Below are 26,671 nucleotides of genomic sequence, written 5' to 3' on the forward strand. Positions count from 1 at the left end.
TGCCCACCCTACGAGATCTTCGCTACCACCCCTCCAGTACGATCTTGCCGCGCGACTTGCCGCTCTCCAGGAGCGCATGCGCGCGCTTGAGGTTGGCGGCATTGATCGTGCCAAAGGTCTGGTCGAGCGTCGTGCGCAGCACGCCCTTGTCGATGAGGTCGGCGACGTCGTTGAGCAGATGATGCTGCGCGATCATGTCCGGGGTCTGGAACGAGGAGCGCGTGAACATCGATTCCCAGTGCACCGAGATCGCCTTGCCCTTGAACGTGCTCATGGCGAATTCCGGGGGATCGTCGATCAGGCCGAACCGTCCCTGCGGAGCCATGAACTCCGCGATCGCCTTGTAGTGCTGATCGGTGAAGGTGAGGCTCGCGACCAGCGCGACCGGCGGCAGCTTCAAGCTCTCGATCTGCTCCTTCATCGGCTTGCCGTGGTCGATCACCGCATGCGCGCCGAGGTCGAGGCACCATTTCTGCGATTCCGGCCGCGTCGCGGTTGCGAGCACCGTGAGCCCGGTGAGACGGCGGGCGAGCTGGATCAGGATCGAACCGACGCCACCAGCGCCGCCCGTGATCAGCAGCGTGCGCGGATCGACGCTCTTGCCGGGCACGGCGCCGAGACGATCGAACAGCAATTCCCACGCCGTGATGGAGGTGAGGGGAAGGGCTGCCGCCTGCGCGAACGAGAGCGACTTCGGCTTGTTGCCGACGATGCGTTCATCGACCAGGTGGAATTCGGCGTTGGTGCCCTGGCGCAGGATCGAACCGGCGTAGAACACTTCGTCGCCCGGCTTGAACAGCGTGACATCGGGACCGACCGCATCGACCACGCCGGCTGCGTCATAGCCGAGAATCTTGGTCTCGCCCTCGGGCGGGGCGGCGCGCTTGCGCACCTTGTAATCGACCGGATTGGCCGAGATCGCCTTCACGGCAACGCGGATGTCGCGCCCCTTGGGCTCGGGTTTTGCGGTCTCGAAATCGATCAGTGACTCCGCGTCCTCGATCGGAAGCGATTTCTTGTAGCCGACGGCCTTCATGGCGTGTCTCCATCAGATGGCGCAGCTTGTCACGTGCGCCTGGCCTGCTAACTGTCCCGCTGGCGTCCATTTGGCAAGTACTGTAAATTCGGGGATATAGTCCCTGTTTGGATACTATTGGGAAAACACGCATGAAACGGCGCAATTTTGCCCGTCGTCCCGGCTGCTCGGTCGAGGCGACGCTGGACCTGATCGACGGCAAGTGGAAGGGCGTGATCCTCTACCACCTGCAGAGCGGGACCCAGCGCTTCGGCGAATTGCGCCGCCGGATGCCCGGCATCACTCAGCGCATGCTCACGAAACAGCTTCGTGCGCTGGAGGAGGACAAGCTCGTCATCCGCAAGGTCTATGCGGAAGTGCCGCCGCGGGTGGAGTATTGCCTCTCCGAGTTGGGTGAGAGCCTCAAGCCGGTGATCGACATCCTCAAGGCCTGGGGCGAGAGTCATCAGCAGCGGCTGTCCTGCGCGCCGCCGCCGGTGGTCGTGAAGAAGAAGCGCGCGGCATAAGTTTCTAGAGACGCCGGCGTCGCATTCTCCGTGTCGTCCCTGCGAACGCACTAGGGCATGCACATATCTCTGAGGCTCCATCCTGCTGCGACGGCATGGAAGTATTCGAGGCCGTTCTTGAAGGTGATCGGGCCTGGCGGCTTGGACGATGGGTAGCCGTCCCAGCCACCGAGACGGCCGATGATCCAGGCGGCCCAGGCGAGGCTATCGGGTGGATGTGGGTTCTTTAACCGCTTGCTCCCGGCTTCGAGTTGCTGGTTGAGGGCAGTGAGCGCGTTAATTTGGCCGTTGTCGAAGGCGGCGAGAATGGGCTGGCGACTACCATTGCGGGCCTGCAGAAGCTGGATTGTGATGACGGCCGCCTTGGCGGCGATTGCAACCAGTTTGAGAAGACGATCGGCGGCTCCGATCTGACTGTCTTCGAGCTTGAGGCCTTGCGTTTTCAGGACGCGGAAGAACTGCTCGATGATCCAGCGCTGCTTGTACCATTGGACGATGCGCCAGGCGTCCTCGAGGCCGTTGACCTCGTGCGTGGTGAGCAGCCGCCAGTGCAGCGGCTCCACACCGGTTTCGGCATTGATCTCGCGCACGTCGACCACTGCCAATGGCAAGCTTTTTGGCAAATGGCGCAGGAACTTGCTCTGCGGGCGAGCGAGCTCGATTGCGCCAAAGCGAAGTTCGAGGTGAGCCAGACGGGCGGGCCGCGCGGGGCGCGCAGGCAATTGGATCGCACGCCGATCTGCTACGGCCATGGTATCGCTGACCTCATACAAGCCAGTGCGGTCGGCAAGCTTGCGATCATGCATGCTGCGCGCGATGACGTGGAAGTGTTGCTCAGCCGAACTGGCATAAAGGGCAAAAATATCGCTCTCGCGGTCACCCAGCACCGTCACCGCCGCGGCTTTGGTGAGCAGCGGCTTGGCCGCCACGGCAGTGGATATCCAGCGCTGCGATTCCTTGTCCGATAACTCCCGATCGTCGTGCGAGGTCGTGCGGCGACCTGCGCGCGTCCATATCTGCCCGCTCAAAAGTCCAAGACAGTTGCCGTCGTCGGCATCCACAGCCAGCAGCGGATGCAGCAGCACGCCGTGGTTATTGCCTTTGCCGATTTCTCCAAGCCCGCGCCGGCGTTGCGGTATGGTGTTGAAGTGAATCTCGCTGGTGTCCTGGATGGCCAGTACGTGGCGGCCCTCTACCGCAGCGACCGTGCTTTCGCTCCAGCTTTCGATGATCCGCTCCGCCGTCACCTTGTCATGGCCAAGAAAGCGGTTGAACCGCACTTCCAGCGCACGGTTCCCCCTGGAGAGCTGCCGAAGGCAGACAGTTCTGCCCACAACCATGCGTTCGACGAACGCCGCCCCCCTTTATCGAGACGACGATCCCCGAACCGGCCCAGTGTCCAGTCAATCCGTGACAACATCGCGGCACCCCGTTCAAACCATGGAGTGCCACAATAGGAATCACACAGACTTCCGATTCTGGAATCCCCTGTGGCCAACCCGAGTCAATCCGCCGCACTAGATACGTGCATGCCCTAGCGCCTTCGCGGGGACGACCCTTTGAGAGTTTAGAGCACCAAAAACTTAGTGCCTGAAGTGCCGCGTGCCCGTGAACACCATGGCGATGCCGTGCTCGTCGGCGGCCTTGATCACCTCGTCGTCGCGCATGGAGCCGCCGGGCTGCACCACCGCGGTGGCGCCGGCCTCGATGCAGGCGAGCATGCCGTCGGCGAACGGGAAGAACGCATCCGATGCCACGACCGAGCCCTTGGTCAGCGGCTCGGCGAGCTTCAGCTCGTTGGCCGCATCCTGCGCCTTGCGCGCTGCGATCCGGGCTGAATCGACGCGGCTCATCTGGCCCGCGCCGATGCCGACCGTGGCGAGATCCTTGGCATAGATGATGGTGTTGGACTTGACGTGCTTGGCGACCCGGAACGCGAATTTCAGGTCGCGCATCTCGGCGTCCATCGGCGCACGCTTGGTCACGACCTTGAACGTCATGTCGTCGACCACGGCATTGTCGCGGCTCTGCACGAGAAGGCCGCCGGCGACGGTCTTGGCGGTGAGGCCGGGCGCGCGCGGATCGGGCAGGCTGCCGGCGAGCAGCAGGCGCAGGTTCTTCTTCCCGCCGATGATGGCGATCGCCTCCTCGCTGGCGTCGGGCGCGATGATCACCTCGGTGAAGATTTTTGTGATCTCGCGCGCGGTGTCGGCGTCGAGCGCGCGGTTCATCGCGATGATGCCGCCGAAGGCCGAGGTGGAGTCGCAGGCCAGCGCCTTGCGATAGGCGTCGACGAGGTTCGAGCCTTCCGCCACGCCGCAGGGATTGGCGTGCTTGACGATGACGCAGGCCGCGGTGCGCTTGGTGTCGAACTCGCCGATGCATTCATAGGCCGCATCGGTGTCGTTGATGTTGTTGTAGGAGAGCTCCTTGCCCTGCAGCTGTCGCGCGGTCGAGACGCCCGGACGCTTGTCGGGCGTGGCATAGAACGCCGCGGTCTGATGCGGGTTCTCGCCGTAGCGCAGCGACTGGATCAGTCTGCCGCCGAAGGCGCGGAAGTCGGGCGCGTCGATCTCGAGCTGACGGTTGAACCAGTTTGAGATCGCGGCGTCATAGGCCGCGGTGCGCGCGTAGGCTTTTGCGGCGAGACGCCGGCGCAGCTTCAGCGTGGTCGCGCCCTTGTTGGCTGCGAGCTCGTCGAGCACGGCCTTGTAATCTTCTGCTTCGACCACGACGGCGACGTCGTCATGGTTCTTCGCGGCGGCGCGGATCATCGCGGGGCCGCCGATGTCGATGTTCTCGATGCAATCCTCGAAGCCCGCGCCTTTGTCGACGGTCGCCTCGAACGGATAGAGATTGACGACGAGCAGGTCGATCGGCGCGATGCCGTGCGCCTTCATCGCCTCCGCATGCTCCTTGTTGTCGCGGATCGCGAGCAGGCCGCCATGCACCTTCGGATGCAGCGTCTTGACGCGGCCGTCCATCATCTCGGGGAAGCCGGTGAGGTCGGAAACGTCCTTCACCTTGAGGCCGGCGGCGGCGATTGCCTTCGCGGTGCCGCCGGTCGAGACCAGCTCGACATCATGCGCGGCAAGCGCCTTGGCGAACTCGATCAGGCCGGTTTTGTCGGAGACGGAGAGAAGGGCGCGGGTGACGCGGCGGGGATGGTCAGTCATGAGCAAGATCCTCTGTCTTAAGGAGTGTCTATGCCCAGGCGCGCGGCAGATATGTGTCGCGCTTCCCGATGGTGCTCCATCCAAGGTCGCCAGTCGCGCGAGCGAGGGCTCGATAGCAGCTTTCAGCCGTTTTCACAACGACGAGATGGGGCCGAATCGAGCGCGTTTACAGCGGAAGTTCCGGCTCGCGCCGGGCGTTGCGGCGGGCATTGGTAATCGCGGGCGACGTCGTGGAGCGGATGAAGCTCCAGCGGATCGAGGGGGCCTGCCGCGCGTCCTGCCGGATCACGATCTGGGCGGTGCGGCGCGGACCGTCATTGCCGGCCAGGAACACGCTATCCTCGAGGTCGACCTTGTCGTCCAAGGCTTCAAAGGTCCAGACGTCGCGGTTCGGCAGCACCAGCATGACGCCGCGGGCATCCGACAGCCGGCTCGCCTTCACCGCGGGATGCAGGTGGAAGCGCAGCGCGAAATCGGCATCCGCGCCCTTGAAGCGACCGCCCTGCGGCGGCGACAGCGTGTCCTCGCCGTCGATGCGTGCGCCGTCATTGGCGATCATCAGCACGCGGCGGTGGATCGCGCCGAATTTGGAGAGATAGCCGTCATGCGAGGTCGTGAGCAGCGTGCCGTTCTGCACGACCTCGCGATAGCTCTCGACCTCGACCGGGCCGCTGGTGACGGGCGAGCCGTGCAACAGCCGCTTCATCGCCGACATCTCCACGAACTGGCATGACGAGGTGTCGTGATAGGTCAGTGTCGAATGCGCCGCGGTGCCGCGCGCGAACGGCCGCCAATTATCGCGGCCCGTGGTCGGCATGCCGCAATTGGTGACGATGCGGCTGATGCCGGAGGACAGTTCGAACGACAGGCAGCCGGCATGGGCGTCGTGACTGACGCCGGCCGGCGGCGGCGGGCCGGTGTCGATGATCAAAGTGGTCTGGCCGGCGTCGAGGCGCTGGAAGCCGGTATGCGGCATGTTCGCCATCGGCGCGCCGTGGGTGTCGTCATAGGCGAGCAGTGTCGCGAGCAGGTCGGACGGCGTCGCGCTCATGCCGTTGAACAGCGCGAAATTGCCGTCGCCATGCCGGAAGAAGCGCAGCATCGGCATCATGCGGTCGATGGCGTTGAGCAGCGCCGGCGGCGGCGCGATGTTGCGCGCGGCAAAGGTCTGCCGCAGCGGCAGCAGGTCGATCAGCAATTCGATCAGCGCGCCCGGGTTGCGCGAGATGTGGCCGCCGTCGGGCAGGATCTGCCGCTGCAATTCGTCGGACAGTTTCTTCGACGCGCTGCGAATATGCCGCGCCTGGTTGGCGAGGCAGAGTGTCGTGTAGCACAGCGCGATCAGCACCTGGAGTTTCGGCACCCCGTCGGGGATGTCGACCATGGTGTAGCGCAGGAAGCGGATCTCGCGCGCGAGGGCGCGCAGGTAGCGGCGGTAGAACTTGTTGTCGGTGTCGTTGAGCACCAGGGGCGCCTGCGACAGCAGCGAGATCACGCGCCGCGCCAGCACATCGGCGCGCCGCGCGACGGGGCGGCGCTTGTTGGCGGGATTGGCGATCCAGTCCTCGACCAGCGCGCGCGCATTGGCCCGTGTCAGCGCGGTGTCGGCGGCGCGCAAGTGGCGCAGCCAGCCGAAGCCGAGCAGCGCGACTTCCCAATCCTCCGACGGCGGCTCGAGATCGAAGATCGAGCGGCCGTGGCAATTGACGATCTTGCCGGCGAAGACGAAGCGGCCGGCATAGATCTCGGCGGCGCGGGTCGCGTCCGCGGTGCGCAGGTCATGCGGCGCGATGATCAGCCGGTCGGTACGGCCGGGCCAGACCCGCGACAGCGCAACCGAACCGCCGCTCGCGCGTGCGAGCATGTTCCGCGCGAAGCGGTTCATGACCAGCGTCGAGATACGTCTGCGTTGAGCGACCGACACGCCTTGCCTTGAAGGGGGAGAGAGGATTCCGACGAATCCTTATTAATCCCAAAATCGGCCGGCTGACACCACCCTGAACGGCGCGAATCGGCGTCGGGATTGCAAAAACCAGTGCAAAATCAGGATTTAACGAGCCGGCTTGCGAAGAATCCATCGAGCCCGCCGAGCTTGGGATCGGCGTTCGGCAGATGGCTCGGCAGGGTGCGAAGATCGCCATCTCCGGTGATGATTTCGGCGAGGCCCGCGACCTCCGACGCCGCGATCGGGACGCGGCGAAGCGCGGGCTCCGCGGCCAGCAGCGTTGCGATCGCCTGCTCACCCTCTTCGGGTTCCAGCGAACAGGTGCAGTAGACCAGCGTGCCGCCCGGCTTGAGCAGCGAGACGGATTTCTTCAGCAGCCGCTGCTGGAGCGCGGTCAGGGCGGCGATGTCGGATTCCTGGCGGAGCCAGGCGACATCGGGGTGACGGCGGATGGTGCCGGTCGAGGTGCAGGGCGCATCGATCAGGATGCCGTCAAAACCTTCGGCCGGGCAGGCCCACTCCACGGCGTCGGCGACGACGGTCTCGGCCTGGAGCGACAGCCGCGCCAGATTCTCGCGCAGCCGCGCCACACGGGCGGGCGAGCGGTCGATCGCCGTGACCTGCGCGCCTGATAGCGCCAGTTGCGCGGTCTTGCCGCCGGGCGCGGCGCAGAGATCGGCAATGGACTTGCCCTTGACGTCGCCGAACAGCCGGGCCGGCAGTGCGGCGGCGGCGTCCTGCACCCACCATTGTCCCTCGGCGAAGCCGGGCAGCATGGTCACCGAGCCGTGCAGCAGCATCCGCACCGTCCCGGTCGGCAGCGTCGCGCCATGCAGGCGGCTCGCCCATTGTTCGGGGTCCGACTTCACGGTCAGATCGAGCGACGGCTCATGGCCGAGCGCCAGCGCCATGTCCCTTGCGGCCCTCTCGCCATAATGCGCGCTCCAGCGCGAAAGCAGCCAGGGCGGCAGATCCAGCGATTGCGTCGCGACTTCGTCGACCAGCGCCTTGCCCTCGCGCGCGCAGCGGCGCAGCACGGCGTTGACGAGGCCGGCATAGCGCGCGGCGCGCCGGTCGGATTGCACGAGGCGGACGGAGAGGTCGACGGCGGCGTGATCGGGCACGTCCATCCAGAGGATCTGGGCGGCGCCGATCAGGAGCGCGCTCTGCGCGCGTGGTGCGTCGGAGGGAATGCCCTTGTCGAGCAGGCGGGACAGCACATGGCCGAGCGTGCCGAGCCGGCGCAGCACGGTCGCAACCAGGCGGCGCATCAGCGCGCGGTCGCGGTCGGCCAGCGTCTTCAGTCCGGGATGGGCGCCACCGCCGTCGAGCTGATCGTCAAGCGTGCGGTGCTTGTGCAGCACGCCGTCGACGATATCGGCGGCAATCCGCCGTGCCGCAAGACCAGGCACTTCGGACGGAGGGGCGAAACGTTGAGATGGCATGCGGAAGCAAGGTTCTGAGCGAGCGGCAGTTCCGCCGCTATGGGCGCATGCCTAGAGGATTCGATCTGTGGCACGCGAATATGCCAAATGTAAGAATGGCGTCTCGCGTTTACAGCCCGTCATGACCATTTCAGCAATGCGATATTGGACCTCGCATGCCCCGTGATCTTGCGCTAGGAGCGCCGACATGAGTGACCAGCCCTCCGTTCCCGATCGCAAGCAGCTCCCGCCGGCCGCCCAGCGCGCGTTGGCCGAGGCCGAAGCACGCCGGCAGGCTGCTGCTGCGGCTCATGCCGAAGCATCGCCCAAGGAATTGCAGGGACCGAAGGGGCCTGAGCCCACCCGCTACGGGGATTGGGAGCGCAAAGGCATTGCCTCGGACTTTTGAGGCGCCCTCCACTCTCTTGCCGGTTCAGCCGACTCAGCCCTAGCGTGTGCGGATGCCACGCTTCGAGTCCAACCATCCACGTCGGCCGTCCTACGGCGGCTCGCCGTTCGGCCGCCGCTTCTCCGGTTTGCTCCCGTGGATGTTCGTAGTCGGCGTCGCGGTCGCGATCGTGCTTACGTTCCGGCACGGAACCAACTGGCTCATTCCGCATGCGGATGACGGCCGGTCGCAGGACGTCGAGATCATCTTGCAGCAGTCCGGCAACGCCAATGCACGTCAGCCGGTCGATGTCATCCGCGCCATCGACGGCGATACTTTTCTCGCACGCGTGCTCCAGCGCAACGGCCGCGATCTCGTCGTGCGGGTTCGCCTGCGCGGCATCGATGCGCCGGAGATGAAAGCATCCTGTCAGGATGAACTGGACAAGGCCAAGGCTGCGACCGCCGCGCTGCGCGATTTGCTTGGCCAGGGTGACGTGACCATCAGCAATCTCGGAGCTGACAAATACGGCCGCGTTCTCGCCGACGTCACCACCAGGCGCACCGCCAACGTTTCGGCGGCGTTGCTCGCCGGCGGTTACGTGCGCAGCTACAATGGCGGCCACCGCGACGGCTGGTGTGCACGGAGCAGGCGCTTCTGGTAACAAAAAAAGCCGCGTCGAACGACGCGGCCTTTCCATACTCTGCGATCTTAGCGATCAGCGCGTCACGACCACCGTGGTGCCGACGGAGACGCGGCTGTAGAGATCGGTGATGTCGTCGTTGAGCATGCGGATGCAGCCATAGGAGACGAAGCCGCCGACCGAGCCCGGCACGTTGGTGCCGTGGATCGCATATTCGCCGCCGGCCAGCGTCATTGCGGCAACGCCCATCGGGTTGCGCGGCGAGCCGCCGGGAATGACGTCGGGTAGCTGCGGCTTGTCGCGCTTCACCTCGGCGGGCGGCGACCAGGCCGGGTTGCGATACTTGCCGTCGATGCGGGTGGTGCCGGCCCACTGCTTGCCGGACTTGCCGACGCCGACCGGATAGCGCACGGCGTGGCCGGAATCGAGAATGAGATAGAGTTTGCGCTCGTTGGTCTTCACCACGATGGTGCCCGGCGAATAGTCGGCGAGGCGGGTCCCCACCATTTCCGGCCGCGCTTCGGCCGCCGTCGACATCAAGACCCCTGCCCCGATGGTGGCGGCCAGTGCCACCGCAATCCTCATCGACATTAATGCTTCCCTTCCGTTGCCCCGAACGGGTCGTCCAAATCTACGCAAACCCGGCAATGCCCGCTCGCCCACACAGTATTAACCGCGCCCGTTAACCGGATGGTTTCCAAGGGCGGCCGCCGAGGGCCAGCCAGCAGGGGGAACAAAGAAAATGTTCGAAATAAAGTAAATGACCTGAAAACAACACTCGGCGGGAAAGAAGCGGCCACGCCGGCGCGCGCCCTGACAAGAGCGTGAGGATGTGAACGGCTGTTGTTTTCGGCGGGTCAGCGCAAACCGCGGCTTCGAGTCCCGGACAAGGCGCGGCACGAAAAGCGCGTTTACGCGCGTCTTCGACGCGCTATGGTGACGCGACGCAGAGCCGGGACCCAGGAGGCCGCACGTTCTGCCGTTGCATGGGCCCCGGCTCTGCAGCGCACCGCTGAACAAGCGCTGCGCTGCGTCCGGGGCACGCGAGCGGCTTACGCCGACTTCTTGTTCTGCCGGTTCTTCACGAGATCATCGACCACGGCGGGATCGGCCAGCGTCGAGGTGTCCCCCAGGCTGCCCGGCTCGTCCTCGGCGATCTTGCGCAGGATGCGGCGCATGATCTTGCCGGAGCGGGTCTTGGGCAGGCCCGGCGCGAACTGGATCTGGTCCGGCGAGGCGATCGGGCCGATCTCCTTGCGCACCCAGGTCACGAGCTCCTTGCGCAGATCCTCGGTCGGCTGCACGCCGGCCATCAGGGTGACATAGGCGTAGATGCCCTGGCCCTTGATGTCGTGCGGGAAGCCGACCACAGCGGCCTCCGACACCTTCTCGTGCGCAACCAGCGCGCTCTCGACTTCCGCGGTGCCCATGCGGTGACCGCTGACGTTGATGACGTCGTCGACGCGGCCGGTGATCCAATAATAGCCATCGGCATCGCGCCGGCAGCCGTCGCCGGTGAAGTACTTGCCCGTGTAGGTCGAGAAGTAGGTCTGTTCGAAGCGCGCGTGATCGCCATAGACGGTGCGCATCATGCCCGGCCACGCCCGGGTGAGGCAGAGATTGCCGGTGGTCTCGCCTTCCAGCACCTTGCCGTCGGCGTCGACGATCTCCGGAGCCACGCCGAAGAATGGTAGCGTCGCCGAGCCCGGCTTGAGTTTCGTCGCGCCCGGCAGCGGCGTGATCAGAATGCCGCCGGTCTCGGTCTGCCACCAGGTGTCGACGATCGGGCAGCGGTCCTCGCCGACGACGCGATGATACCACTCCCAGGCTTCGGGATTGATGGGCTCGCCGACCGAGCCGAGCAGACGGAGCGAAGCGCGCGAGGTCTTTTTCACGGGCTCGTCACCGCCCTGCATCAGCGCGCGGATCGCGGTCGGCGCGGTGTAGAAGGTGTTGACCTTGTGCTTGTCGATGACGTTCCAGAACCGCGAATTGTCCGGATAATTCGGCACCCCCTCGAACATCAGCGTCGTGGCGCCGTTGGCGAGCGGCCCGTAGAGGATGTAGCTGTGGCCGGTGACCCAGCCGACGTCGGCGGTGCACCAGTAGATGTCGCCGTCGTGATAGTCGAAGACATATTGATGCGTCATCGCGGCATAGACGAGATAGCCGCCCGTGGTGTGCAGCACGCCCTTCGGCTGGCCAGTCGAGCCCGATGTGTAGAGGATGAACAGCGGATCCTCGGCGTGCATGTGCTCGACCGGGCATTCGGTCGTCACCATCGCCGCCGCCTCGTGGTACCAGAGGTCGCGCGTCGGGTTCATGTCGATCTTGCCGCCGGTGCGCTTGACCACGACGACCCAGTCGACGCCATCGGCCTTGGCGAGCGCCGCGTCGACATTGGCCTTCAGCGGCACCTTCTTGCCGCCGCGCAGGCCTTCGTCAGCGGTGATGATCACCTTGGATTGGCAGTCGTTGATGCGCTGGGCGAGGCTGTCGGGCGAGAAGCCCGCGAACACCACGGAGTGGATCGCGCCGATCCGCGCGCAAGCCAGCATCGCATAGGCGGCCTCGGGGATCATCGGCAGGTAGATGGTGACGCGGTCGCCTTTCTTGACGTTGCGGGTGCGCAGGATGTTGGCCATCCGGCAGACTTCGTCGTGCAGCTCCTTGTACGTGATGTGGCGGGATTGCGAGGGATCGTCGCCTTCCCAGATGATCGCGGTCTGGTTGGCGCGCGTGTGGAGATGCCGGTCGATGCAGTTGTGGGCGACGTTGAGGATTCCGTCCTCGAACCATTTGATCGAGACGTTGCCGGGCGCGAAGGAGACGTTCTCGATTTTGGTCGGCGCGTGCATCCAGTCGATGCGCTTGGCCTGCTCCGCCCAGAAACCGTTCGGGTCCGAGATCGAGCGGGCGTACATTTCCTTGTACTTGGCCTGGTCGACCCAGGCGCGTTTCGTCCATTCCGCCGGCACGTCGTAGATCTTCTCGGACATATTTCCCTCCACAAGCGGCAAGCTCAGGCAATGCCGACATCAATCATTTGGCTGATTATGCGTCGGGCTAACCGGACCCGACAAGGAGCACAAGCTGGACCTTCGGCGAGCCGCCGACCATGCGGAGGATCAAGGTCAGCCAGGTTGGCTGTCGCAAATCTGAAACAGGCCGACAGGTGCCTTTCGGCTCCTTACCCAAATCCCGGGAATAAGCCCCTGCAGAGCCCCATGCACCCTTTGGAGGTATTTAGAAACCGCCCCTCACTGATTCGGGACTCGCAATACGGTTCGGAACACCCTAAATGGCCAACCCGGGTCCGAAGAGACCCCGTGGAACAAAAATCAGAACAGCGGCATTGACCGATAACAGGCAGGGCTAAGGCGTAAGACTATGATGGATCAGCAGAATCTCGGGACGTTGCGGCCCGCTTCAGCCGATCCAGCCGCTATTGCGCTGGCCAAGGCCCTCGGACAATGGCCGAAAACGGCCGGTTCCACCCGCCCCAGCCCGAAAAAGGTGTTCGATACGGCGCCCGCGGCGACGGTCGAGGCGCTCGCCAAGGAGCTGGGCCTGCGGCTCGGCGACCAGAACGAGCTGAAGATCCGCCGCATCAAGCGCGGCAAGGGCTATTCCTTCGTGCGCCCCAACGGCGCGCATATCCGCGACGCCCGCACCATCCGCCGGCTGCACGCCATGGCGGTGCCGCCGGCCTATCGCGAGGTGCGCTACTCAGCCGATCCGAGCTCGCATCTCCAGGCGGTGGGTCGCGATGCCGCGGGCCGCCTGCAATATCGCTATCACGCCGACTGGGAGAAGGTCCGCGAGCATCGCAAGGCGCATCGCCTGGAGAAGCTCGTCGGCGCGCTGCCAAAAATCCGGCGCAAGGTCTCGGCGTTCCTGTCGGGCGACGAGCCGACGCGCGAGTTCGCGCTCTCGGCCGTGATCGAGCTGATCGCCCGCACCGCGATCCGCCCCGGCAATGAATCCTATGCCCGCCTCAATGGCACCCGCGGCGCCACCACGCTGCTGAAGGCCAATGTCACGCTCGAAGAGGACAGCTTCGTGCTGACCTTCAAGGCGAAGGGCGGCAAGGCGGTGCGCAAGGAGTGCGACGCGGCCAAGCTGGTGCGCGCCATCGGCATTCTGCGCGGCGTTCCCGGCAAGCGCATGTTCCAGTACCGCGACGCCTACGGCATCGTGCGCGCGGTCAACACCACACAGGTGAATGCGTTTCTGCGCGAGATCGCAGGCATCAAGATCTCTTTGAAGGATTTCCGCACGCTGATGGCATCCGCCGTCGTGGTGGAATCGCTGTCGCGGATCACGCCGGCGACCAGCCAGCGTGGCCGCAAGAAGCAGGTGCTGGACGCGATCCGCGCCGCGGCCGACAAGCTCTCCAACACGCCGGCGATCTGCCGCAAGAGCTACGTCCACGACACCATCGTCACTGCCTTCGAGGACGGCATCCTCGAGCGTTTTGCGGCGACGATGAAGGGCCAGCGCTCGCAGGCAAGGCGCGAGCAGCTGCTGGCGCAGGTGGTGGCGACCGCGGCGGTGTAACGACACGCTGCCGTAGGGTGGGCAAAGCGCAAGCGTGCCCACCATTTGCTCATGGTGAAAGGTGGTGGGCACAGCGCGAAGAGCGCGCCTTTGCTCACCCTACGAGAGCTACCACTTATCTGACACGCCCTTATCTGGACCGGGATCGCTGCCAGCGGCTGCGCTCGTGAGCCGTTCCAGATAATGCGCCCACCCCTTCGCATGCGCTGCCACCTGTTCCGCATTCGGCAGCCCGCTATGCGTCATGCGCAGCAGCGTGCCGCCGTCGCGTTCGATCAGGTCGATCTCGATCAGGCTCGAGCCGGGCGGCACTTCCTGGCCGCCCTCCCAGCCGAACGTGTACGCCAGACGATGCACCGGCACGACCTCGCGGAAGGCGCCGCGGGCGGCGGCGCCGCGCGGACCGATGCCCTTGAGCAGGTAGAGCCCGCCGGGATGTGGTTCCGTGGTCGCGTCGGACCCCATCCAGCTCAAAATCTTCTCGGGGTCGGTGAGATAGGCGAAGACGGTGGCGCGCGGGGCGGCGATCTGGGTCTCGCGTCGCACTATGAACGGCTCGGTCATCGGCGATCATCCCTGGCTGACGATGGGACATGGCGGCGCTGTGCCGCTCCGTCAAGGATTTGCCCGTGACAAAGACGGCCCGGCTTCGTCATCATCGGACCCATGCATCTGTCCCCGACCCTAGCCTGGCTCGTCGATGCCGCCTCGGATTGTCCCGGGGCAGACCGCCTGCTCGCGGAACTCGGCGCGCATCTGATCGCCGACGGCGTGCCGCTTGCGGCAGGCAGCCTGACGCTGGAGGTGCCGCATCCGCTGATCGCGAAGCGGACCTGGCTGTGGCGCGCCGAGACTGGCAGCGTCATCGAAGCGCTCGGCTTCGCGCCGGGCGGCCTTGCGCCCGACCCGCCCAACGATGGCGGTCGTCGCTGGCTGCGCGAGGTCGCGGGCGGCGAGGTGCACGAGGATGCCGTCGGACGGGCCGATGGGCCGTTGCTCGGCTGGGCCGGATCGCGACCGTTCACCGCCGATGACATCGAACGATTGCGCCAGGCTGCTCGCTTTGCGGCGACGCCCCTTGCCGTGCTCGCCGCGCGCGCCACGCTGCGGGCGACGCTGGATGCTTATCTCGGCAAGCGCAGCGCGGAGCGGGTGCTGGCGGCGCCCTTGCGGCGCGATCTCGGCGAGACCATCCAGGCCGCGCTGCTCTATGCGGATTTGCGCAATTTCACGACCCTGTCGGAAACCACACCGCCGGCCCAGGTCATCGCGGCGCTCGATGCCTGGTTCGACCGCATCGCCGGTGCTGTTCATGCCTTCGGCGGTGAGGTGCTGAAATTCATCGGCGACGGCGTGCTCGCGATCTTTCCGGTGGTCGAGGCATCCCCGCGCCGCGCGTGTGAGGCCGCTCTGCGTGCGGCGAGTGCGGCCGAAGCCGGCATGGCCTATCTCAACGCCGAACGCCGCGCGCAAGGGCTGCCACCCCTCGCGTTCGGTGCCGCGCTCCATCTCGGCGAGATGCTCTGGGGCAATATCGGCGCCGCCAACCGGCTCGACTTCACGGCGATCGGTCCCGCCGTCAATCTCGCGAGCCGGCTGGAAGGCTTGTGCAAACAGCTCGGCAGGACGGTGCTAGTGTCGGGCGCACTCGCTGCCGAGACGGAGATGCCGCTGATCGCGCTCGGTGAGCATGCGTTACGCGGCATTGCCGCGCCTTGCGAGGTGTTCGCGCTGCCGGAGACGTGAGGCCGGATATCGTAGCTACCGTAGCCCGCATGAGCGTAGCGACATGCGGGACCAGACTATCCCGGATGTCGCTGCGCTCATCCGGGCTACGGCACTGACTACACCCCGCCCATCTTGCAGACGAGCTTCCACTCCTCGACCGTCACCGGCTGCACCGAGAGGCGCGAATATTTCACCAAGGCCATGTCGGCGAGCTTTTTCTCGGCCTTGACCGCTGCCATCGTCACCGGCGCCTTCAGCGGCTTGTCGGCCTTGATGTCGACGCAGACGAATTTTTCGGTCTTGTCGGTCGGATCGAGGTAGGCTTCCTTGATGATCTCGACGATGCCGACGATCTCCTTGCCCTCGTTGGAATGATAGAAGAACGCCTTGTCGCCCTTCTTCATGTTCACGAGGTTCTGGCGCGCGGTGTAATTGCGCACGCCGGTCCAGGCTTCGCCCTTGGCGCCCTTCGCCACCTGCTGGTCCCAGGACCACACCGACGGTTCGGATTTCACCAGCCAGTACGCCATGCTCATTCCTCTGCCTTGAAGGGACGCGTCAACAGCCCCGAAATGGCGGCGTCGATCGTGCTGCGGCCGCTCAGGATCGAAGCGACCGCTTCTGATACTGGCATCTCGATGTTTTGCGAAGCTGCGAGTTCGATCAGTACCGGCGCGGTGAACTCGCCCTCGGCGAGCTTGCCGGCAGACGGCTGCTCACCGCGGCCGAGGGCGAGGCCGAGCGCGAAATTGCGCGATTGCGGGCTCGAGCAGGTCAGGATCAGATCGCCGAGGCCGGACAGGCCGGTGAGCGTCTCGCTGCGCGCGCCGAGCGCGCGACCGAGGCGCGTCAGCTCGGCAAAGCCGCGGGTCGTCAGCGCCGCCTGGGCCGAGGCGCCGAGCTTGCGCCCGACCGCAATGCCGACCGCGATCGCCAGCACGTTCTTGGCTGCGCCGCCGATTTCGACGCCGCGGATGTCGGTGGAGTGATAGGGGCGGAATGTCGGCGAGCCCAGTGCCTGCACCAGGCTGCTCGCCAGCGCGTCATCCTTCGCCGCCAGTGTCACCGCCGTCGGCAGGCCGCGCGCGACGTCGTCGGCAAAGCTCGGGCCTGACAGGATCGCCGGCAGCGCATGCGGCGCGGCCTCCGCGATCACGTCGGTCATGAATTTGTGGGTGCCGTGCTCGATGCCCTTGGCGCATGCAATGATCGGGACCGGCTTCGTGATGTGCGAGGCCAGCATGTTGACCGCGCCGCGCAGGTGCTGCGCCGGCGTTGCGATCAGCAGCATCTCCGCGCGCGATGCCTCCGCGAGATCGCTCGTCACCACGATCTCCGGCGCCAGCCGCACGCCGGGCAGCCGCGGATTGTCGCGCGTCGATGCGATCCGCGTTGCATGCTCCGCGTTGCGCGCCCAGAGCGTCACGCTCCGCCCTGCCCGCGCCGCCACCGTCGCCAGCGCCGTCCCCCAGGCGCCCGCTCCGATCACCGCGACGGATTGGAACGCGGTCATCGTCAATATCCCGCCCGCGTCTTGCCGTAGCCGGCCGGTGCCGTCGCATTGGCGTCGAGCAGCCAGCGTGCGCGCGGCTGCGCCTCCATCGTGTCGGTCATTCCCAGCGCGAGGCGCTCGGCGCCGGCCCAGGCGATCATCGCGCCGTTGTCGGTGCAGAGCGCCGGCGGCGGCATGATCAATTGCGTCCCGGCCTGCTGTGCGACGTCGTGCAGCGCGCCACGGATCGCCTGATTGGCGGCGACGCCGCCGGCGGCCACGAGCGCGCGTGGTGCGCCGAACTGCGCGCGGAAAAGCTTGAGGCCGACACTCAGCCGGTCGGCGGTCGAATCCAGCACCGCGGCCTGGAAGCTCGCGCAGAGATCGCTGATGTCCTGCGGCGTGATCTCAGGCAATCGGCTCGCTTCGGTGCGGACGGCCGTCTTCAATCCGGACAGCGAGAAATTGGCGTCGGGGCGTCCCTGCATCGGCCGCGGGAACGCAAACCGCGCGGCGTCGCCGCTTGCGGCCGCGCGTTCGACCTGCGGGCCGCCGGGGTATGGTAAGCCCAGCATCTTCGCGACCTTGTCGAAGGCTTCGCCGATGGCGTCGTCGACGGTGGTGCCGAGCCGCACATACTGGCCGACGCCGGTGACCGCCACGATCTGGGTATGGCCGCCCGAGGCGAGAAAGAGGCAGTAGGGAAAATCGATTCCGTCGGTGAGGCGCGGCGTCAGCGCATGCGCCTCCAGATGGTTGACCGCGACCAGCGGCGTGTCATGCACCATCGCGATCGCCTTCGCGGTGGTGAGTCCGACGATCACGCCGCCGATCAGCCCGGGCCCTGCGGCCGCGGCGACGCCGTCGAGCTGGGCATAGTCGATGCCGGCCTCGTGCATGGCACGGTCGATGATCCCGTCGAGCACGTCGACATGCGCGCGCGCGGCGATCTCCGGCACCACGCCGCCGAAGCGGGCGTGCTCCTCGACCTGCGACCGCACGATGTTCGACAGGATCTTGCCACTGCCGCCAGGCGCACGCTCGATCACCGCCGCGGCGGTCTCGTCGCAGGTGGTTTCGATGCCCAATACCAGCATTGGCGAATCGTTATCCAATTTGCGCCCTTGCACTCATCCGTAAAGCAGAGTTCTGGTAAGTCCGGTAGCATTCCGGGGTCGGCTTGCGCAATCGTCACGCGCAGCCATTCCGGCGAATACGTCACCGTCACGCGGTTCGGGAACACACGCGATGTCCATTCTTGTCACACGGCCGCATCCCGACAATGAGGCGACGGCGGAAAATCTGCGCGCACGGGGGCATGTGGTGCTGCTCGCGCCGGTGCTCAAGTTCGAGCCGGTCGCCTTCCATGACGAGAGTGAAGCGGGCTATGGCGCCGTCATCGTCACGTCGGCCAACGCGATCCGCGCCGTCGCGCCGCAATTGCGGGACCTCGGCCTTTTGGCGCTGCCGCTGTTCGCGGTCGGCGAGCACACCGCGTCTGCGGCGCGCGACGCCGGCTTTGGCGAGGTCATCGTCGCCGGCGGCGATGCCGCTTCTTTGCGCGACAGGGTCGTTCAAAGCGCACGCGACAAGGTGCTGAAGAAGAAAAGCACGCTGCTTTATCTCGCCGGCGCGGATCTGTCGCGCGATCTCGGCGGTGAGCTCGGTGCGGAAGGATTCAACGTGGTGACGCAGACCACGTATCGCATGGCGCCGGTCAAGCATCTGCCGCGCGAGGTCTGCGAGGGCTTTGCCGCCCACGGGGTCGAGGCGGTGCTGCACTACTCCCGGCGCAGCGCGCGGGCGTTTCTGGATGCGGCGCGGGATGAAGGCGTCGAAATTTCGGCGCTGGCGATCCCGCAATGCTGCCTGTCCGAGACGGTCGCCGGCGTGCTGCGCGATGCCGGCGCATCGCAGGTTCTGGTGGCCGCGACACCGGACGAAAATGCCTTATTTGACACCTTGGAGCGTGCTTTGCGTACTCGTTTGGCGTAAGAGGTCGGGCCGAATCCGGCGCGATCGGGTCCGCTTAAGGATCTATGCTAGGGATCTGTGCAAGGTATGGAAGTGTGAGGAACCGTCACGATGGCCGACGACAAGCCTGAAGACGCAGGATTGGCTCCCGACACCGGTCGTGCCAAGCGCACCCCGCCCACCATCGATCTGGAGGCGACGGAAGTCTCGACCCAGCCGCAGGACGTGGCGGGCGAGCCCGAGGCTCAGCCGGCGACCGAGCAAGCCGCGCATGAGGAGGTGAAGGTCGAGGAGAGCAAGCCCGAGCCTCAAACCGAGTCAGCCGAGGACCAGCCTTCCATTGCGCCCGCGCCCGCCTCGCGGCCGATTTCCCCTTGGGTCATCGCACCGTTCTCCGGTGCAGTGGCCGCAGCCATCGTGATCGGGGTCGGCTGGATGCTGGGCTGGCCCGCGGTGCAGGCGCCGCCGGCCGCGCCGCAAGTCACGAGTGCGACGGTCGATGCGCTGAGCGGTCGTGTCGCCGCGGTCGAGGCCAAGGCCGGCAAGCCCGTCGCCGATCCGGCCATGGTGGCGCGGATCGACGCGCTGGAGAAATCGGCAAGCGCCCTGCGCAGCGACATCGCCAATCTGCGCGCGCAGTCAGACAAGACCGCGAGTGCGCTCAACGATACCAAATCCGCGCCGCGCACCGCTTCGCCCGATGTTGCCGCGCTCTCCGACCGCATCGCGCAGCTCGAGCGCGCGAGCAAGACGGAGCGGGCCGAGCTCGCACAGCAGGGCGAGAAGATCGCCGATACAAAGGCGATGGATGACAAGCCGCTGCGCTTCGTGGTGGCGGCGACCCTGCTCGACGTCGCCGTTCGCCATGGCGATCCCTATCAGGCGCAACTGTCCGCGGCGCGTTCGCTCGCCGCCAAGCCCGACATGCTGAAGCCGCTCGATGCGTTTGCATCGTCGGGCATCCCGACGCCGGTCGCGCTGAGCCGCGAGCTGCTCAACATCGTGCCGAAATTGTCGCCGCCGGCGGAGGCCCCGGCTGCGAATGCCGGCATCGTCGAGCGCCTTCAGGCCGGCGCGTCGAAACTCGTGCGCATCGAGCGTACCGACGGCGTCGGCAACGATCGCGGCGCCATCGTCGCCCGCGTGACGGCCGCGGCGCTCCGCAACGATTTCGTCGAGGCGCGGCGGGAGCTCAAGACCCTGCCCGAGGCTGATCGGGCGCCGGCGCAGGCCTGGCTCGACAAGGCCGACGCCCGTGACGCCGCGCTCGCTGCGTCCCGCAAATTCGCCGACGATGCCATGGCGGATCTCGCCAAATCTGCTCAATAAGATTCGCGCAACAATCAGCGCGTAATAGGGATCGCCATGCTTCGCATCGTCCTTTTCCTTGTCCTGATTGCACTCGCCGGCGCCGGCGCGGCCTGGGTTGCCGACCAGCCCGGCGATGTCGTGATGAGCTGGGGCGGTTTTCGGGCCTCACCAAGCATTCCGGTGTTCGTGCTCTTGCTTGGGCTTTTTGCGGTCGCAGTCGTGCTCCTCTGGAGCATCCTGACGATGCTCTGGCGTATGCCGGGCCGCATGCGCCGCCGCCGTCACGAGAAGCGTCACGCGCGTGGCCGCCACGCCATCACCCACGGCCTGCTTGCGATCGGTCATGGCGACACTGCGCTCGCCCGCCGGCACGCCGAAGCGGCGCGGCGCCACGCGCCGAACGATCCACTGGCGCTGCTGCTGCATGCGCAATCCGCCCAGCTCGAAGGCAATCGCGACGAGGCGCAGCGCGTCTTCCGCGCCATGGCCGAGCGCGAGGATACGCGCCTGCTCGGCCTGCGCGGCCTGTTCATCGAGGCGCAGCGCGCCGACGATGTCGTCGGTGCCGTGATGATCGCCGAGGAAGCGATCAAGCTGTCGCCCTCCTCGACCTGGGCCTCGCATGCGGTGCTCGGCTTCCGCTGCGCCCGCAGCGACTGGAGCGGTGCGCTCGCGATCCTCGATTCGAATCTGTCCGCGGGCCTGATCGACAAGCCGGCCTATCGCCGCCAGCGTGGCGTGCTGCTCACGGCGCGCGCGCTGGAATTGGCAACCATGGACCGCGACGTCGCGCGCGAGAGCGTGATGGATGCGATCAAGCTCGCGCCGACGCTGGTGCCGGCCGCGGTGCTCGCCGCGAAATTCGAGAGCGAGGCGCATCAGGTGCGCCGCGCCATGAAGCTGGTCGAGGTCGCCTGGCTCGCCAATCCGCATCCCGATCTGGCGGACGCCTATGCGCATGTGAAGCTCGGCGATTCTGCGCGGCAGCGCCTGCAGCGGGTGGAGACGCTCGCGGCCAAGACGTCGGCCGACAAGCCCGGCCATGTCGAGGGCCAGCTCGCGATCGCGCGCGCCGCGATCGATGCCTCCGAGTTCGCCCGCGCACGCCAGGTGCTCGCGCCCTATGTCAACGACCCGACCCAGCGCGTCGCGCTGCTGATGGCCGAGATCGAGCGCACCGAGCATGGCGACGGCGGCCGTGCCCGCGCCTGGACCTTGCGCGCCGTGCGCGCCCGCCACGATCCGGCCTGGACCGCGGACGGCTATGTCAGCGACCGTTGGCGCCCCGTCTCTCCGGTCACCGGCCGGCTCGACGCCTTCCAGTGGCAGACGCCGGTCGCGAGCCTTCCTTCCGATAAGGGGACCACGATCGAATCCTCGGCCTTCGAGGAAGCCATGCTGGCCGCCCCGCCGCCGAAGCGGGTGACGGCGGCTCCGAGCCAGAGCCCGGTGGAACCGGTCGTGACTGCACCAGACCCGGTGCCGGCCGCCCAGGATAATTCGCCCCCTGATGAGGCCAAGGAGACAGTCAAGGAACCGGTCGGGGAAGCCGCCAAGGAAGCTGCCAAGGAAGAACCGGTGGTCAAGCCCGCCGAGCCGGTCGATCCGGCCCCCGAGGCAGCCGAATCATCGCCGCCGGCGGCAACCCCGGTGTTCAGGCCCCGCGCCGACCTCGGCAAGCCCGCACCTGCCCCGATCCCCGCCGTCATCCCGATCGTCCGTGCGCCAGATGATCCCGGGATCGATGACGAGGGGCCGAGCGATGAATTTACGGAACAAATCGGCACGCCCAAGGCCCATGCAAAGGCCCAGGCGGGCGGCTGGCGCGGATTCTGGTCCCGCTGGGGGGCGTGAGGCGCCGCTTGTCCTTGCCAATTCGGGCCATGCCCGATATCAGGGGCGCGCGTATCGGGACCGGCATCGCCCGGGTCCCGGCAGGGTTCGCCGCAATAGCTCAGTCGGTAGAGCACGTCATTCGTAATGACGGGGTCGGGGGTTCGAATCCCTCTTGCGGCACCAGCGCCTTGTTTCATCAGACCGCCATGAATGCGTGTGCCGACTGCAGCCGGCTCGCATAAGCGCGCGTTGTGTGCGGCGCCGGGTTGCGTGACGTGTGCCACATAACCCCAGGCGCCGCTCCCCTACTGTCCGCGTCACGCAAACACGGGGAGATTTCACATGCGCAAGATCATTCTGGTCGTTGCCATGGTCCTGGCTTCCGCATCTGCCCACGCAGGCGACCGCAGCCTGTCGCTGTCCGCAGCACCCGAGCGGACCTCCTCTCCGCCGGCAGCGGCGACAACCACCATGGCGCAGGTGAGTGACGTCGCACCGGCCAGCGAGGCTCCGAAATATGTCGACCGGCCACCGGCGATCCCGGCTCCTGCGGTGACCGCTCCCGCCGCGACCACGACGACCTCAGCTCCAGTCGCGGCGACGAAGACCACCGCCAGGACGGCAAAGGCGGACAAGCCGAGGCACAAGCACGGCTGGACCGAGCGCCGCATCATCAGCGAGCTGCATCGCCACGGCATCTACTGGTAGGCGGTCGCTCACTCCAAAAAAAGCAAATGGCCGGGCAAAAGCCCGGCCATGATTCGTTTTGAGGAGTCGTTTCGATCGAGCTACTGCGAGACCGTCTGCACCACGCTCGAGATCGGGCGCGTGTTCGTGCCCGCGGTCGGCACCTTCAGGTCCTTCATCAGCGCCTCGTCATATTCCGGCAGCGTCTGAAGCGTCGTCTTGGCCTTCATCTGCACGACCTTGTAGCCGCCGGCCTTGAGGCGCGCGAGCAGCGCCGGCAGCGCTTCGCCGGTGTGCTTCTGGAAGTCGTGCATCAGGATGATGCCCTTGCCGAGCTTGTCGAGCCGCGTCATCACCGTCTCGATGATCTTCTCCGGCGTCGCGCCCTTCCTGAAGTCGAAGGAGTCGATGTCGGTCGAGAACATCGCGACGTTGCGGGTGCCGAAATAGCTCACGATCGCCGGATTGTGCTGAAGCTGCGGGAAGCGGAAGAACGGCGCGGGGTTGGCACCGAGCGCGAATTTCACCGCGCTGATACCCTTTTCGACTTCGTCCTTGGCCATCTGCTCGGTCATCTTCTTGCCGTTCAGATTGACGTGCGACCAGGTGTGCGTGCCGACCGTATGGCCCTGGGCCAGCACCTGGCGCAGGATCTCCGGATGATAGGTCGCATGCTTGCCGACCGAGAAGAACAGGCCCTTGGTGCATTCATCCGCGAGCGCCTTCAGCACGGCGGGCGTGTTCACCGGCCAGGGACCGTCGTCGAAGGTCAGCACGACCTCCTTGTCGGTGAGGAAGTCGAACTGCTTGAAATGGTCGAAGCCGAAGCCGGGGCCGCCGGTGGTGTCGATCTCGACCACGCGGGAGACGCCCAAGGCGTTCGGATTGGCGCAGGCCTGCTTCGGCTGAACCGGCGCGGCCGGGGCGGGCGCAGGCGCGGGTGCCTGGGCAACGGCCGTCGGTTTCGCCGCGATCGTCGCGGTGGTCGCGACGTCGTCCTTGGCGGCGATTTTCGCCTGTGCCGGCAACGGGTCGGCGGCACGGGCGGCAACTGTCTTGGGGGCGCCCTGATCGGCGCTCGCGGAATAATAAAACCAACCGCCGGCGGCGATCACGACCGCCGCAACTACACTGGCCAGCATCAGGCCCAACGCATTACGCATCGCTACTCTTTCCAATTACGCAACCAAACCGGCGGAATCTCCCGCGCGACGAGCCATTAATGCGAAGGAACAGTTAACGTGACACCAACACGACGGCGGATGCGGAGGAATTTCAGCAAGGTGCGCCAAAGTGACCGAGGTCACAGAGGGCGGGGCTCTCGTGACCGTCATCACAGTGGAAACTGTTTTGCCGGAGCATCGTAGTTCCCATTAACAACGGGCCCGCCAAGGCGGCGCCAATGGGAGCTTCAAATGACCACGTCCTGCACGACCAAATCCCTGAGTAGCAAGATCCGCGACACCAGCCTGGCGCTGGGCTTTGCCGCGATCGTCTCGATCGTCTCGACGACATCGAGCTTCGCCTTCTCGGCCGAGGCGCAGCAGCAGTGCACCGGCGATGCCTTCCGCCTGTGCTCGGCGGAAATCCCCAACATCCCGAAGATCACCGCGTGCATGATGAAGCATCGTTCGGATCTGAGCGCTGGCTGCCGCGCGGTGATGGACAAGGACCTCGCCAAGGGCGCCTCACGCAAGGTCGCTGACGCGCAGGACAAGCAGTAAGAGAACGCGCAACGCCGCAAGCGTTGCGATTGACGAGCTCCCCTCGCGATGCGCCCCGGCGTCAAGCCGGGGCGACGCGGCGGTGTCATGCAGCCTGCCAATAAAGCCGTTGCGGCTGAGGGATCGTCGCACTAGCTTCGCCCGCACGTTCTTCCGGTTAAGAGGCATTACGCGATGACCAGATTTCTTTTCATGATTTCCCTGCTCCTGTGCGCATCCGCTGCGTCCGCGCAACAGCAACCCGGACACGACGCCTGCGCGCGCGATGTCAGCCGCTTCTGCCGTGCCGTGATGAACAATGGCGATGGCGCCGTGCTGGCGTGCCTGAAGCAGAACCGCACCCGCCTCAGCAAGGCCTGCGACAAGGTGCTGACGGAGCACGGGCAGTAAACACACCCTCGTCATTCCGGGGCGCGCCGCAAGGCGCGAGCCCGGAATCCATTTCTCCACGTTTATGCTGCTTGATGGATTCCGGGTTCGCGCTTTGCGCGCCCCGGAATGACGAGAGGCCTACGTGCTGCTCCCCGCCGCGGTCGCGACCACCGGCAGCACCTCGCCGCCCGCGCGGTCCGGCGTCTCGTCCTTCCAGCGCACCGAACCGAACGGACGCTCCAGCATGCGGCGGACGCGCACCGGCTCGGGGCCGATGTGGAAATCGATCGCCTGCTGATGCAGCGCGCGTTCGGACAGGGTCGAGCGGTTGCGCTGGCGTAAGTAGTCGAACCAGGTCGGGCAGTGATAGCGCTCGGTCCACAATTCGGGGTCGGCGATGTCGCGCGCGATCGACCAGCCATAGGCGCCGTTGCGCTGCCTCGAGAGCTGCACGTCCTGCATCACATTGTGGAAGGCGCGCGCGTTCTCCTGGGCGACGCGATATTCGATCTCGACCACCAGCGGCCCGCTGCGGCCGGTGAGCGACAGCCGCACCTCGGGATCGGCCAGCACCTCGGCATCCTCGTTGCGGGCGCCGACGCGCGGCATCGCGAGCCAGATTCCGAGCAGCGGCGAGAGCAGCATCAGGCCGGCGGCCGTTAGCAGCGCGACCTCGACGCCGGCATAGTCAGTGAGATGGCCCCAGCCCCAGGCGCCGATGGCGATGCCGCCGGAAATCGACGCTTGGAACGCTGCCAGCGAGCGGCCGGCGACCCAGCGCGGTGCAGAGAGCTGCACGCCGATATTGAACAGCGCGACCGCCGCCATCCAGACCGCGCCCGCAAGCACCAGCGCGGTAGCTGTCAGCACCGGCTCCGTGCTCACGGCGAGGGCGGCCATCGCGAACGCCATCGAGATGGTGCAGGCGCGGATCGCGGCCTCGCCGCTCATGCGCTTGCGGAGTTCGTGAATGTTGAGCGCGCCGACCACCGCACCCATGCCGAAGGCGCCGAGCATGATGCCGTAGGTTTGCGCGCCGCCATGCAAGAGGTCGCGCGCGACCAGCGGCATCAGCGCCATGATGGCGCCGCCGGTCAGGCCCATCACCAGCGTGCGCAGCAGCACGATCTTGATCGGCGGCGAATTGGCGATGTAGCGGAAGCCCGAGACCATGGCGCGGTTGAGCTTTTCCCGCGGGAGGCGCGATGGTTCGACTGAGCGGCGCCAGAGCAGCAGCACCACCAGCAGCGGCAGATAGAGGATTGCATTGCAGGCGAAAGCAGCCACCGCGCCAAGCGCAGCGACGATGACGCCGCCGACTGCAGGACCGAAGCTGCGCGCGATATTGTAGCTGATGCCGTTCAGCGCGACCGCCGACGGCAGGGCTTCCGGCGGCACCTGCTCGCTGACCGACGATTGCCAGGCCGGCCCGAACAGCGCGTTGCCGCTGCCGACGACGAAGCAGAAGGCGAGCAGCGTTTCCGGCGTGATGAGCTTGAGGCCGGCGAGGATCGTCAGCGCGCTCGCGCCGGTCAGCGCGATCGCGAGCGAGACCAGGGTGACGACGCGGCGGTCATACATGTCGGCGATGGCGCCGGCCGGCATCGAGATCAGCATGATCGGCAGCATCAAGGCGGTCTGCACCAGCGCCACCTTGTCCGCCGAGGCCGCCATCTGCGTCATCGCCCAGGCCGCGCCCACGCCCTGGATCAGGAGGCCGAGATTGGAGAGCAGGCTGGCGAGCCAGATGCGCCGGAATACGGTGAACCGCAGGGGGGCGGCGATGCCGTCGGCGGCAATTTTCTGACGTTTCGTCTGCTCGGTCATATCCCCTTCCATATGGGCTGGCAGAACTGGTCTTGGGTAATT

The 26,671-nt window shown here is 66.2% G+C and carries 24 protein-coding genes, 1 tRNA gene and 1 riboswitch; of the genes, 12 read left to right on the forward strand and 13 right to left on the reverse strand.

Annotated features, from left to right (window positions below; translation table 11 throughout):
* Positions 1-22: 22 nt before the first annotated feature.
* Positions 23-1,036 carry a zinc-binding alcohol dehydrogenase family protein gene (locus JQ635_RS14715; RefSeq protein ID WP_211410564.1) on the reverse strand — a complete coding sequence of 338 codons (1,014 nt, stop codon included), beginning with the start codon at positions 1,034-1,036 and terminating at the stop codon, positions 23-25.
* A 131-nt stretch (positions 1,037-1,167) separates the two neighbouring features.
* Between JQ635_RS14715 and JQ635_RS14720 the strand changes: the two genes are divergently transcribed.
* A complete protein-coding gene (locus tag JQ635_RS14720; protein WP_211410565.1) occupies positions 1,168-1,542 on the forward strand; it encodes a winged helix-turn-helix transcriptional regulator in 375 nt (124 codons plus the stop codon).
* Positions 1,543-1,592: 50 nt separating this feature from the next.
* On the opposite strand, the gene JQ635_RS14725 is transcribed toward JQ635_RS14720, so the two are convergent.
* The 4 genes from JQ635_RS14725 to JQ635_RS14740 form a co-directional block, all read right to left on the reverse strand.
* Entirely contained in the window at positions 1,593-2,882 is a 1,290-nt protein-coding gene (locus tag JQ635_RS14725) for an IS4 family transposase (protein ID WP_211410566.1), read from the reverse strand.
* 243 nt (positions 2,883-3,125) lie between these two features.
* Positions 3,126-4,718, reverse strand: a complete 1,593-nt coding sequence (gene purH / locus JQ635_RS14730) for a bifunctional phosphoribosylaminoimidazolecarboxamide formyltransferase/IMP cyclohydrolase (protein WP_211410567.1) — start codon at positions 4,716-4,718, stop codon at positions 3,126-3,128.
* A 25-nt stretch (positions 4,719-4,743) separates the two neighbouring features.
* A riboswitch (ZMP/ZTP riboswitch) is annotated at positions 4,744-4,825 on the reverse strand.
* Between the two features lie 59 nt (positions 4,826-4,884).
* The gene (locus JQ635_RS14735; RefSeq protein WP_211410568.1) at positions 4,885-6,603 is read right to left on the reverse strand and encodes a heparinase II/III family protein; all 1,719 of its coding nucleotides are present in this window, start codon (positions 6,601-6,603) and stop codon (positions 4,885-4,887) included.
* Between the two features lie 158 nt (positions 6,604-6,761).
* Complete coding sequence (locus JQ635_RS14740; protein ID WP_211410569.1) at positions 6,762-8,108, reverse strand: RsmB/NOP family class I SAM-dependent RNA methyltransferase; 1,347 nt, start codon at positions 8,106-8,108, stop codon at positions 6,762-6,764.
* Positions 8,109-8,295: 187 nt separating this feature from the next.
* Here JQ635_RS14740 and JQ635_RS14745 point away from each other — a divergent pair, with 187 nt between their 5' ends.
* A complete protein-coding gene (locus JQ635_RS14745; RefSeq protein WP_211410570.1) occupies positions 8,296-8,496 on the forward strand; it encodes a DUF1674 domain-containing protein in 201 nt (66 codons plus the stop codon).
* Between the two features lie 52 nt (positions 8,497-8,548).
* A complete protein-coding gene (locus JQ635_RS14750; protein ID WP_211410571.1) occupies positions 8,549-9,139 on the forward strand; it encodes a thermonuclease family protein in 591 nt (196 codons plus the stop codon).
* A 54-nt stretch (positions 9,140-9,193) separates the two neighbouring features.
* Here the strand turns inward: JQ635_RS14750 and JQ635_RS14755 are convergent, their stop codons facing one another.
* Together JQ635_RS14755 and acs are read right to left on the reverse strand one after the other, a co-directional pair.
* A complete protein-coding gene (locus JQ635_RS14755; RefSeq protein WP_211410572.1) occupies positions 9,194-9,709 on the reverse strand; it encodes a L,D-transpeptidase in 516 nt (171 codons plus the stop codon).
* 461 nt (positions 9,710-10,170) lie between these two features.
* A complete protein-coding gene (gene acs / locus JQ635_RS14760; protein WP_211410573.1) occupies positions 10,171-12,117 on the reverse strand; it encodes an acetate--CoA ligase in 1,947 nt (648 codons plus the stop codon).
* A 391-nt stretch (positions 12,118-12,508) separates the two neighbouring features.
* Between acs and JQ635_RS14765 the strand changes: the two genes are divergently transcribed.
* Positions 12,509-13,678 (forward strand): DNA topoisomerase IB, encoded by a 1,170-nt coding sequence (locus tag JQ635_RS14765; protein WP_211410574.1) that lies wholly within the window; start codon positions 12,509-12,511, stop codon positions 13,676-13,678.
* A 108-nt stretch (positions 13,679-13,786) separates the two neighbouring features.
* Here JQ635_RS14765 and JQ635_RS14770 read toward each other — a convergent pair whose 3' ends face one another.
* Positions 13,787-14,242 (reverse strand): SRPBCC family protein, encoded by a 456-nt coding sequence (locus JQ635_RS14770; protein WP_211410575.1) that lies wholly within the window; start codon positions 14,240-14,242, stop codon positions 13,787-13,789.
* Positions 14,243-14,344: 102 nt separating this feature from the next.
* Between JQ635_RS14770 and JQ635_RS14775 the strand changes: the two genes are divergently transcribed.
* Positions 14,345-15,424, forward strand: a complete 1,080-nt coding sequence (locus tag JQ635_RS14775; RefSeq protein ID WP_211410576.1) for an adenylate/guanylate cyclase domain-containing protein — start codon at positions 14,345-14,347, stop codon at positions 15,422-15,424.
* Positions 15,425-15,522: 98 nt separating this feature from the next.
* On the opposite strand, the gene JQ635_RS14780 is transcribed toward JQ635_RS14775, so the two are convergent.
* Genes JQ635_RS14780 through tsaD form a run of 3 tightly spaced genes read right to left on the reverse strand, consistent with a single transcriptional unit; the run spans position 15,523 to position 17,995 of the window.
* The gene (locus JQ635_RS14780) at positions 15,523-15,936 is read right to left on the reverse strand and encodes an EVE domain-containing protein (RefSeq protein ID WP_211410577.1); all 414 of its coding nucleotides are present in this window, start codon (positions 15,934-15,936) and stop codon (positions 15,523-15,525) included.
* A 2-nt stretch (positions 15,937-15,938) separates the two neighbouring features.
* Positions 15,939-16,919 (reverse strand): NAD(P)H-dependent glycerol-3-phosphate dehydrogenase, encoded by a 981-nt coding sequence (locus JQ635_RS14785; RefSeq protein WP_211410578.1) that lies wholly within the window; start codon positions 16,917-16,919, stop codon positions 15,939-15,941.
* Between the two features lie 2 nt (positions 16,920-16,921).
* Entirely contained in the window at positions 16,922-17,995 is a 1,074-nt protein-coding gene (tsaD, locus tag JQ635_RS14790) for a tRNA (adenosine(37)-N6)-threonylcarbamoyltransferase complex transferase subunit TsaD (RefSeq protein WP_211410579.1), read from the reverse strand.
* Positions 17,996-18,146: 151 nt separating this feature from the next.
* On the opposite strand from tsaD, the gene JQ635_RS14795 reads away from it, so the two are divergent.
* The 5 genes from JQ635_RS14795 (at position 18,147) to JQ635_RS14815 (ending at position 22,727) form a co-directional block, all read left to right on the forward strand.
* Positions 18,147-18,893 carry a uroporphyrinogen-III synthase gene (locus JQ635_RS14795; RefSeq protein ID WP_211410580.1) on the forward strand — a complete coding sequence of 249 codons (747 nt, stop codon included), beginning with the start codon at positions 18,147-18,149 and terminating at the stop codon, positions 18,891-18,893.
* Between the two features lie 90 nt (positions 18,894-18,983).
* Positions 18,984-20,201: a COG4223 family protein gene (locus JQ635_RS14800; RefSeq protein ID WP_211410581.1), complete on the forward strand. Its 1,218-nt coding sequence runs from the start codon at positions 18,984-18,986 to the stop codon at positions 20,199-20,201.
* Between the two features lie 36 nt (positions 20,202-20,237).
* Positions 20,238-22,037, forward strand: a complete 1,800-nt coding sequence (locus JQ635_RS14805) for a heme biosynthesis protein HemY (protein WP_211410582.1) — start codon at positions 20,238-20,240, stop codon at positions 22,035-22,037.
* 89 nt (positions 22,038-22,126) lie between these two features.
* Positions 22,127-22,202, forward strand: a tRNA-Thr gene (locus tag JQ635_RS14810).
* Between the two features lie 159 nt (positions 22,203-22,361).
* Positions 22,362-22,727: a hypothetical protein gene (locus JQ635_RS14815; RefSeq protein WP_211410583.1), complete on the forward strand. Its 366-nt coding sequence runs from the start codon at positions 22,362-22,364 to the stop codon at positions 22,725-22,727.
* 80 nt (positions 22,728-22,807) lie between these two features.
* Here the strand turns inward: JQ635_RS14815 and JQ635_RS14820 are convergent, their stop codons facing one another.
* On the reverse strand, positions 22,808-23,869 hold the full coding sequence (locus JQ635_RS14820; RefSeq protein ID WP_211410584.1) for a polysaccharide deacetylase family protein: 1,062 nt from the start codon (positions 23,867-23,869) through the stop codon (positions 22,808-22,810).
* Positions 23,870-24,121: 252 nt separating this feature from the next.
* Between JQ635_RS14820 and JQ635_RS14825 the strand changes: the two genes are divergently transcribed.
* Together JQ635_RS14825 and JQ635_RS14830 are read left to right on the forward strand one after the other, a co-directional pair.
* Entirely contained in the window at positions 24,122-24,430 is a 309-nt protein-coding gene (locus tag JQ635_RS14825; protein ID WP_211410585.1) for a hypothetical protein, read from the forward strand.
* A 174-nt stretch (positions 24,431-24,604) separates the two neighbouring features.
* Positions 24,605-24,820, forward strand: a complete 216-nt coding sequence (locus JQ635_RS14830) for a cysteine rich repeat-containing protein (protein ID WP_211410586.1) — start codon at positions 24,605-24,607, stop codon at positions 24,818-24,820.
* 120 nt (positions 24,821-24,940) lie between these two features.
* Here the strand turns inward: JQ635_RS14830 and JQ635_RS14835 are convergent, their stop codons facing one another.
* A complete protein-coding gene (locus JQ635_RS14835; RefSeq protein ID WP_211410587.1) occupies positions 24,941-26,629 on the reverse strand; it encodes an MFS transporter in 1,689 nt (562 codons plus the stop codon).
* Positions 26,630-26,671: the final 42 nt, after the last annotated feature.

This window comes from Bradyrhizobium iriomotense, from assembly GCF_018130765.1.
GTDB lineage: Bacteria > Pseudomonadota > Alphaproteobacteria > Rhizobiales > Xanthobacteraceae > Bradyrhizobium > Bradyrhizobium iriomotense_A.

Coding starts and splice junctions, on each gene's coding strand:
- tsaD (WP_211410579.1), bottom strand. CDS start 17,995: ATGCTGGTATTGGGCATCGAAACCACCTGCGACGAGACCGCCGCGGCG.
- acs (WP_211410573.1), bottom strand. CDS start 12,117: ATGTCCGAGAAGATCTACGACGTGCCGGCGGAATGGACGAAACGCGCC.
- JQ635_RS14815 (WP_211410583.1), top strand. CDS start 22,362: ATGCGCAAGATCATTCTGGTCGTTGCCATGGTCCTGGCTTCCGCATCT.
- JQ635_RS14770 (WP_211410575.1), bottom strand. CDS start 14,242: ATGACCGAGCCGTTCATAGTGCGACGCGAGACCCAGATCGCCGCCCCG.
- purH (WP_211410567.1), bottom strand. CDS start 4,718: ATGACTGACCATCCCCGCCGCGTCACCCGCGCCCTTCTCTCCGTCTCC.
- JQ635_RS14775 (WP_211410576.1), top strand. CDS start 14,345: ATGCATCTGTCCCCGACCCTAGCCTGGCTCGTCGATGCCGCCTCGGAT.
- JQ635_RS14735 (WP_211410568.1), bottom strand. CDS start 6,603: ATGAACCGCTTCGCGCGGAACATGCTCGCACGCGCGAGCGGCGGTTCG.
- JQ635_RS14725 (WP_211410566.1), bottom strand. CDS start 2,882: ATGGTTGTGGGCAGAACTGTCTGCCTTCGGCAGCTCTCCAGGGGGAAC.
- JQ635_RS14805 (WP_211410582.1), top strand. CDS start 20,238: ATGCTTCGCATCGTCCTTTTCCTTGTCCTGATTGCACTCGCCGGCGCC.
- JQ635_RS14715 (WP_211410564.1), bottom strand. CDS start 1,036: ATGAAGGCCGTCGGCTACAAGAAATCGCTTCCGATCGAGGACGCGGAG.
- JQ635_RS14825 (WP_211410585.1), top strand. CDS start 24,122: ATGACCACGTCCTGCACGACCAAATCCCTGAGTAGCAAGATCCGCGAC.
- JQ635_RS14800 (WP_211410581.1), top strand. CDS start 18,984: ATGGCCGACGACAAGCCTGAAGACGCAGGATTGGCTCCCGACACCGGT.
- JQ635_RS14720 (WP_211410565.1), top strand. CDS start 1,168: ATGAAACGGCGCAATTTTGCCCGTCGTCCCGGCTGCTCGGTCGAGGCG.
- JQ635_RS14820 (WP_211410584.1), bottom strand. CDS start 23,869: ATGCGTAATGCGTTGGGCCTGATGCTGGCCAGTGTAGTTGCGGCGGTC.
- JQ635_RS14830 (WP_211410586.1), top strand. CDS start 24,605: ATGACCAGATTTCTTTTCATGATTTCCCTGCTCCTGTGCGCATCCGCT.
- JQ635_RS14740 (WP_211410569.1), bottom strand. CDS start 8,108: ATGCCATCTCAACGTTTCGCCCCTCCGTCCGAAGTGCCTGGTCTTGCG.
- JQ635_RS14765 (WP_211410574.1), top strand. CDS start 12,509: ATGATGGATCAGCAGAATCTCGGGACGTTGCGGCCCGCTTCAGCCGAT.
- JQ635_RS14755 (WP_211410572.1), bottom strand. CDS start 9,709: ATGTCGATGAGGATTGCGGTGGCACTGGCCGCCACCATCGGGGCAGGG.
- JQ635_RS14785 (WP_211410578.1), bottom strand. CDS start 16,919: ATGACCGCGTTCCAATCCGTCGCGGTGATCGGAGCGGGCGCCTGGGGG.
- JQ635_RS14795 (WP_211410580.1), top strand. CDS start 18,147: ATGTCCATTCTTGTCACACGGCCGCATCCCGACAATGAGGCGACGGCG.
- JQ635_RS14745 (WP_211410570.1), top strand. CDS start 8,296: ATGAGTGACCAGCCCTCCGTTCCCGATCGCAAGCAGCTCCCGCCGGCC.
- JQ635_RS14780 (WP_211410577.1), bottom strand. CDS start 15,936: ATGGCGTACTGGCTGGTGAAATCCGAACCGTCGGTGTGGTCCTGGGAC.
- JQ635_RS14750 (WP_211410571.1), top strand. CDS start 8,549: ATGCCACGCTTCGAGTCCAACCATCCACGTCGGCCGTCCTACGGCGGC.
- JQ635_RS14835 (WP_211410587.1), bottom strand. CDS start 26,629: ATGACCGAGCAGACGAAACGTCAGAAAATTGCCGCCGACGGCATCGCC.